Origin of the sequence: Erythrobacter sp., from assembly GCF_036351135.1 — a bacterium.
GTDB lineage: Bacteria > Pseudomonadota > Alphaproteobacteria > Sphingomonadales > Sphingomonadaceae > Erythrobacter.
Map to the genome: position 1 here is coordinate 1 of NZ_JAZBON010000008.1, position 6,820 is coordinate 6,820.

10 protein-coding genes are annotated in these 6,820 nt (G+C 66.2%); 1 reads left to right on the top strand and 9 read right to left on the bottom strand.

The window, feature by feature from the left end:
• The 3 genes from V2I30_RS01075 to dapB form a co-directional block, all read right to left on the bottom strand.
• A partial coding sequence (locus V2I30_RS01075; protein ID WP_330660214.1) for an endonuclease III domain-containing protein occupies positions 1-449 on the bottom strand: 449 nt, incomplete at its 3' end.
• A gap of 7 nt (positions 450-456) precedes the next feature.
• Positions 457-1,245, bottom strand: a complete 789-nt coding sequence (locus V2I30_RS01080; RefSeq protein ID WP_330660215.1) for a potassium channel family protein — start codon at positions 1,243-1,245, stop codon at positions 457-459.
• The gene (gene dapB, locus V2I30_RS01085) at positions 1,242-1,982 is read right to left on the bottom strand and encodes a 4-hydroxy-tetrahydrodipicolinate reductase (protein WP_330660216.1); all 741 of its coding nucleotides are present in this window, start codon (positions 1,980-1,982) and stop codon (positions 1,242-1,244) included. Before dapB ends, V2I30_RS01080 begins: the two co-directional genes overlap by 4 nt.
• A 35-nt stretch (positions 1,983-2,017) precedes the next feature.
• Here dapB and V2I30_RS01090 point away from each other — a divergent pair, with 35 nt between their 5' ends.
• On the top strand, positions 2,018-2,719 hold the full coding sequence (locus V2I30_RS01090; protein WP_330660217.1) for an NAD-dependent deacylase: 702 nt from the start codon (positions 2,018-2,020) through the stop codon (positions 2,717-2,719).
• On the opposite strand, the gene V2I30_RS01095 is transcribed toward V2I30_RS01090, so the two are convergent.
• From V2I30_RS01095 to V2I30_RS01120, 6 genes are all read right to left on the bottom strand, one after another.
• Positions 2,720-3,106, bottom strand: coding sequence for a YidH family protein (locus V2I30_RS01095; RefSeq protein WP_330660218.1), 387 nt, complete (start codon positions 3,104-3,106; stop codon positions 2,720-2,722). It lies immediately after the preceding gene.
• 80 nt (positions 3,107-3,186) lie between these two features.
• On the bottom strand, positions 3,187-3,339 hold the full coding sequence (locus tag V2I30_RS01100; protein WP_330660219.1) for a hypothetical protein: 153 nt from the start codon (positions 3,337-3,339) through the stop codon (positions 3,187-3,189).
• 92 nt (positions 3,340-3,431) lie between these two features.
• Entirely contained in the window at positions 3,432-4,202 is a 771-nt protein-coding gene (locus V2I30_RS01105; RefSeq protein WP_330660220.1) for a HesA/MoeB/ThiF family protein, read from the bottom strand.
• A 142-nt stretch (positions 4,203-4,344) separates the two neighbouring features.
• On the bottom strand, positions 4,345-5,805 hold the full coding sequence (gene dnaA / locus V2I30_RS01110) for a chromosomal replication initiator protein DnaA (RefSeq protein WP_330660221.1): 1,461 nt from the start codon (positions 5,803-5,805) through the stop codon (positions 4,345-4,347).
• A gap of 484 nt (positions 5,806-6,289) precedes the next feature.
• Positions 6,290-6,550, bottom strand: a complete 261-nt coding sequence (gene rpsT, locus V2I30_RS01115) for a 30S ribosomal protein S20 (RefSeq protein WP_330660222.1) — start codon at positions 6,548-6,550, stop codon at positions 6,290-6,292.
• Positions 6,551-6,718: 168 nt separating this feature from the next.
• Positions 6,719-6,820 (bottom strand): zinc finger domain-containing protein (locus V2I30_RS01120; protein ID WP_330660223.1); only part of this gene is annotated, 102 nt, incomplete at its 5' end.

Consider the following 6,820-nt stretch of genomic DNA (forward strand, 5'->3'; position numbering starts at 1 on the left):
AGGCCGGTGCGGTTGCCGACCCGGAAGATGTGCGTGTCGACCGCGAAGGTCTCCTCGCCGAACCAGCAGTTAAGCACGACATTGGCGGTCTTGCGCCCGACGCCGGGCAGCTTCACCAGCTCCTCGCGGCTCGCAGGGACCTCGCCGCCGTGCTCCTCGACGAGGATGCGCGAGAGGGCGATGACGTTCTTCGCCTTGGAATTGAACAGGCCGATCGTGCGGATGTGCTCGGTCAGCCCTTCGAGCCCGAGGTCGAGCATCTGCTGCGGCGTCTTTACCTTCGCGAACAGCGCGCGGGTCGCCTTGTTCACGCCGACGTCCGTAGCCTGCGCCGACAGCGCCACCGCGACGACGAGCTGGAAGGCATTGCCGTATTCGAGCTCGGTCCGGGGCTCGGGATTGTCCTCCGCAAGGCGGCGGAAGAATTCGAAGATCTGGTCCTTTGTCATGGTCCGCTCAGGGCATCTTCCGTGGGTCGTCGCCGGGCTCCAGCCCGTCGCGATAGGCCTGCATCGCGTCCGAGAACGCCGCCGCGATGATCCCGGTCGGCATCGCGACGAGCCCGATCCCTCCCACCGCGACGCAGGCGGCGAGCACCTTGCCGAGCGAGGTTACGGGTGAGACGTCGCCGTAGCCCACGGTCGTCAGCGTGATCACCGACCACCACATCGCACGCGGGATCGATCCGAATGCCTCGGGCTGGACCTTGCCCTCGGCCCAGTAGAGCGCGGTCGCGCCGCCCAGCAGGAGCACCAGCGCCAGCGCCCCGGTGACGTAGAGGTCGTAGCGCCGTTCCAGGATTGCGGTGCCCAGCGCCTTCAGCGCCATCGAGAACTTGCCGAACTTGAGCAGGGCGGCGAGCCGGAACAGCCGCAGCAGCCGCAGGATCGGTGCGCCCGCGAGGATGAACGGAATGAGCGTGATGACGACGACCACGAGGTCGATGAGCGCGAAGAAGGAACGCGCCCACGCGAGCCGCTTGGCGCGGTCGCTCTCTGGTCCGGCCCGCTCCGCGACGGCCCACAGCCGGGCGCAGTATTCGATCAGGAACAGGACGCCGAACCCGAACTCGGCCCACAGGATCGCGCTCCGGTTCTCGCTCGCAATGGCGCGCTCCGTCCCGACGATGGCGACCGCGACCGATGCGAGTATCGCGACCACGATCAAGCGATTGGTGAGCGTCAGCTTGCCATCGGTGCGGGCCGAGGCGAACAATTCGGCATAGGCTTTCGAACGCAGGGTCACAGGCCGAGGACGTCCTCCATCCGGTAACGGCCCGCCTCGCGTCCGATCAGCCACAGCGCGCCCTTCACCGCGCCGCGGGCGAAGATCGCGCGGTCCTCGGCGCTGTGCGCAAGGGTGATCCGTTCCTGGTCCCCGGCGAAGATCACGCTGTGCTCGCCCGCAACGGTCCCGCCGCGCAGGGTGGCGAAGCCGATCGCGCCTTCCCGCCTTTCTCCGGTGAAGCCGTGGCGCCCGCTGTCCATGTTGTCGCTGAGCTTTATGCCGCGCCCTGCGGAAGCCGCCTCGCCGAGCAGCTTGGCCGTGCCCGAGGGTGCGTCGACCTTGAGGCGGTGATGCATCTCGAGCACTTCGATGTCCCAATCCGGCCCCAGCCGCGCCGCGGTCTCGCGCACGAGATAGGCAAGGAGGGTGATGCCGAGCGAGGTGTTGCCGGTCTGGAGCACGGGAATTGCCTTCGCCGCCTCGCCGATCATCGCGAAGTGTGCCTCGGCGAGGCCGGTCGTGCCGATCAGGATCGGGATGCCGGCTGCCTTCGCCGCAGCGAGGTTCGCCGCCAGCGCGTCCGGCGCGGAGAAATCGACCGCCACCTCGCACTGACCGAGCAAGGGTTCGGGATCGCCCCCCATGTCGACTCCGACGCAGAATTCGTGGCCCGCTTCCTCGATCGCGTTAGCGATCGCGTGGCCCATGCGCCCCTTGTGCCCGATCACGGCGAAACGCCGCGCTCCCTCGCTCATTGCATTCGCTCCGCCCGATGTGGTCAAAGGCGTTCATGGCAAAGTTCGAGCGCATCGTCATCCTTACAGGTGCGGGGATTTCCGCGGAAAGCGGGATCGACACCTTTCGCGACGCGGGCGGGCTGTGGGAGCGCCACCGGATCGAGGACGTCGCGACGCCCGAGGGTTTCGCGCGCAATCCCGACCTCGTGCTAGGCTTCTACGACGCGCGGCGCGCCGCGCTGCGATCGGTCGAGCCCAATCCGGCCCACCGCGCGCTCGCCCGGCTCGAAGCGGAGTTCCCCGGCGACCTGCTGCTGGTGACGCAGAATGTCGACGACCTTCACGAACGCGGAGGGTCGAAGGACGTGCTGCACATGCACGGCGAACTTTCGAGCGCACTGTGCACTTCCTGCGAGATGCGTTCGCCCATTGATGCGCCGCTGTCCGATCGGCCCGCCTGCCCGGTTTGCCAGGCGCCGACGCTGCGGCCCGACGTCGTGTGGTTCGGCGAAATGCCCTACCGGATGGAACGGATCTACGAGGCTCTCGGCACGTGCGACCTTTTCGTCAGCATCGGAACGAGCGGCGCGGTCTATCCGGCAGCGGGCTTCGTCCAGGAAGCGGCGATTAACGGCGCGCGCACGCTCGAACTCAACCTGGAGCCGAGCGAAGGCAGCCGCTTCTTTACCGAATCACGCCACGGCCCGGCGAGCGTGATCGTGCCTGAATGGGTCGAAGAGGTGCTCGGCCGCTGATCAGCCCCTTCCCGGCAGGTCGATCGCCCAGATCGCCGCTACGAGGGCGATGCTCGCGATCGCCATTGCGCCTGCAATCAGCTTGAGCTTGAGGCTGCGAATGGGTGCTGCCTTGTGCGGGTCGAGCCGCTTCTTGACCGCGGCTGCATTGCGTTCGGCCGCGACGAAAACGAACACGCCAATTACGATGAACGCGCTCGCAATCGCCTTGCCCGCCCAGGCGGGCTCGATCTTGCCGAACAGGGCATTGAAGCCGAGGCCAACCCCTACCGCGGCCAATCCCGTGCGCATCCAGCCGGCGAAGGTCCGCTCGTTCGCCATGAGCGTACGGTCCTCCGCCCAGTCGGTGCGATCTTCGGCGAGTTCGTTGCGATCCTTGTCGGCCATCGGCTCTCGGCCTTTCCTGCCGAATGCTCACGAAAAGGGCCGGCACAATGGCCGGCCCTTCGAAGTTGGCTTGATCGCGCTTACGGGCGCGCCCTCGTCGGTTCGCCGCCACCCTTGAACTTTTCCTCGGGACGCGGGCGATGATCGTTCGGTGTCTTCTTCTTCATCTTCTGCCACTGCGAAAAGCCGAAGAGCGCGCCGGCGGCAAGGATGAAAACATTGAGAAATGGCATGAATATGTCCTTTCGTTTCACTAGATCAACGAGAGGACGACTTGCCGGTTCCGCTTGTGCAACGGGCTGCGACGGGGCGAGACGCTGTCGCGTCAGGGCGTGGCGCAGGCGCTGCAGGCGGGGTCCTTTGCAATATTGAGCGTGCGCATGCCCGGCGCGATCCCATCCAGCAGATGAAGCCGGCCCCATTGCGGCTTTCCGAAAGTGCTCACTCCTTCGAGCAGGACGCGTACCGCCTGCATTGCCGCGAAACTCCCGGTCCAGCCCGCCATTGCGCCGAGCATCCCGTCTTCGGCGCAGGTGTCGCAATCCTCGGCATCGAAGGCATCGCCGACGAAGCAGCGATAGCACGCTTGCTCCGGCAGGTGCCCGGCGAAGGCACCGACCTGGCCTTGGAATCGTCCCACCGCTGCGGAGAGCAGGGGGACGCCGGCCGCGACGCAGGCGTCCGAAACGGCGAGGCGGGTCGCGAAATTGTCGGTCCCGTCGAGCACGAGGTCGGCGCCCGCGATGATCCGTCCGGCGTTCTCGCCCGTCAGGCGCGCATCGGTGATCTCGACCGCGAGCGCGTCGTCGAAATTGGCGAGCCAGCGCCGCGCGCTCGTCGCCTTGCCGTGGCCGACGTCGCGGGTGGTGAAGATCGTCTGGCGCTGGAGGTTGGAGACGTCGACCGTGTCGTCATCGACGAGGGTGAAGCGCCCGATCCCGCTGGCGGCGAGATATTGCAGCGCCGGCGAGCCGATCCCGCCGAGGCCCATGACGACGACGTGCTTGCGCGAGAGCGCCACCTGCCCGGCGCCGCCGATCTCGGGCAGGACGATGTGACGGGCGAAACGGTCGAGGCGTGCCGGGGACAGGCTCATGGACAAGCTGTTGGCATCCTGTGCACGGCCTGTCGACAGGCCTGTGGACAGACCTGTCGATCAGCCGTGCACGGGCGGTGCATCGACGGTCGACAGGGCCTGTGAGCAAGCCTGTCGAAAACCGGTGCAGATCGGGTGCGAATTAACTTTCGAGCTGGCGCAGGAGGCTGCGAACGTCGCCGTCCATGTCGGCATCGCGCTGGCGCAGGTCTTCGATCAGGCGAACGGCGTGGATGACCGTCGAATGGTCGCGTCCGCCGAACTTGCGCCCGATCTCAGGGTAGCTGCGCGGGGTGAGCACCTTCGAGAGATACATCGCCACCTGCCGCGGACGGACAACGGCGCGCGCACGGCGCTTGGAGCTCATTTCCGAGCGGTCGATCCGGTAGAACTGGCAGACGGTGCGCTGAATCTCGTCGATCGTGATCCGCCGGCGATTGGCCGAGAGGATGTCGGTGAGCTGTTCCTCGGCCAGCTGGAGAGAGACTTCCTGTCCTGTCAGCTGGGCATAGGCGATCAGCTTGTTGAGCCCACCGACCAGCTCGCGGATGTTGCGGGTGATCGTCCGGGCGAGGAAATCGATCACGTCCTCGGGCACCGAAAGCGGGGCGAAGCGCGACAGCTTGGATTCGAGGATTTTCTTGCGAAGTTCGATGTCGGCGGCCTGGATGTCGGCGACGAGGCCCATCGACAGGCGGCTGAGCAGGCGCGGCTCGACTCCGTCGAGCGCCTGCGGGGCGCGGTCGGCGGCGAAGACCAGCCGCTTGCCCTCGGCCAGCAGCGCATCGATCGTGTAGAGCAGTTCTTCCTGCGCGCTCGCCTTGCCGATGATGAACTGGATGTCGTCCACCAGCAGCAGGTCGAAGCTGCGCAGGCGCCCCTTGAACTCGATCATCTGGTTGGCTTTGAGCGCCTGGACGAATTCGACCATGAAGCGCTCTGCCGAGCAATAGAAGATGCGCGCGCGCGGGTGGGCCTGCAGATAGGCGTGGCCGATCGCGTGGAGCAGGTGCGTCTTGCCCTGTCCCGTCGCGGCCTTGAGGTAGAGCGGCGAGAACTGGGGCTTCTCGGCCGCGGCCATGCGCTGGGCAGCGTTGCAGGCGAGCACGTTGGCATCGCCCGTGACGAAGGCGGCGAAGGTCAGCGAAGGGTCGAGTCCGACCGAGCCGGTGAAGCCAACGTCGCCGATCGTCCCCGCCGCGACCGCGATCGTGCTCGCGCCGTCATTGGCCGGCCGGCGCGAATCGTCGAGGTTCAGCTCGGGCAGCTGGCGGCGACCCGGGTGGACCTGGACACGCACCTGACGCACTTCGCTGCGCGCTATCTTCCACGCGAGCTGGAGACGGTCGCGGAATCGGTCGTTGACCCAATTGGCGGCGAATTCGGTGGGCAGATAGAGGTCGAGCGTGCCCGTTTCCTTGTCGATCCGGCCAAGCTGGATCGGGCGGATCCACTGGCTGTAGAGCTGGTGCCCCAGATCCTTGCGCAGGCCCTGGCTGATATCGGCCCAGTCGGCGGCGAGGTTCACCGCTTCGGCGTCTTCCATGAGATCGTCGTCGGTGGAGCGGCGCGTGGTCCGCGCCTTGTCAATCTTGTGTACCATCTCATCCCCGTTCCGTCTTACCGCCCGGACGCGCATGTCCCGGGCGGCGAACCTCGTTTGCGACAGGCAATAGAGGTTAACCCCCCGGGAATCACGGTCCCACGGGAAACACCTGTCGATCAGCTTTCAAGAACCCGGACTGTCCCGCTCCGGGTGAGAGGCGAATTAAGAGCCGTTCGGCACTCAAGGCAAGCAGACGATTTTAAAAAAAATGAAATAATCCGGTTGACTCAGCGCTAGCCCGCAGGCCCCCGTTCAAGTGCCTGTTTTGCTTTGCGAAGCACTCCGGCACGCTCGCGAATCGTTGAGTTTCCTTACATTTTCCAAGCGGTTCGCGGTCACATTTGTCGCACGAAAAAGAGGCCGCAGCCGGACGGCGCAGCCCCTCGGGTCACGACCGGACCGTCAGGGTCCGGAACTCGGTAGAATCACTGATGGGACCCGCCGATGATTCGCCCGCGAGGGCGTGCCGGCGGAACCGCGTTCAGAGCGCGGAGACGCGCTTCGTCAGGCGCGACATCTTACGCGCGACGGTGTTCTTGTGGAGTACGCCCCGCGCGACACCGCGCTGCATTTCCGGCTGGGCCGCCTTCAGTGCATTGGCCGCCGCGTCCTTGTCGCCCGCTTCGATCGCGGTTTCGACCTTCTTGATGAAGCTGCGGATGCGGCTCATGCGGGCGGTGTTGACCTCCGCGCGGCGGTTGTTGCGGCGGATGCGCTTACGGGCTTGCGGCGTGTTGGCCATGGCGTTTTGTCTGTCTCGCGTTCGTTGTGGCCGCAGGATCGCGGCCGGAGGTGTCTCGGGTTGGTCGAAAGGGACGCCCGGAGCAGCTCTCCATGCGTCGGAAAGCGGGCCGCTTACCGGCCAAACGAGCGAAGGTCAAGAAAATGCGCCTTTTCGAAGCGAGCGGCCCTATCGCTGGCAGCGCGGGCAGTACCACGTGCTGCGGCCCCCTTGCGCCAGGCGGCGGATGGTCCCGCCATCCGCGCGATGGCAGGTCTCCCCGGTTCGGCC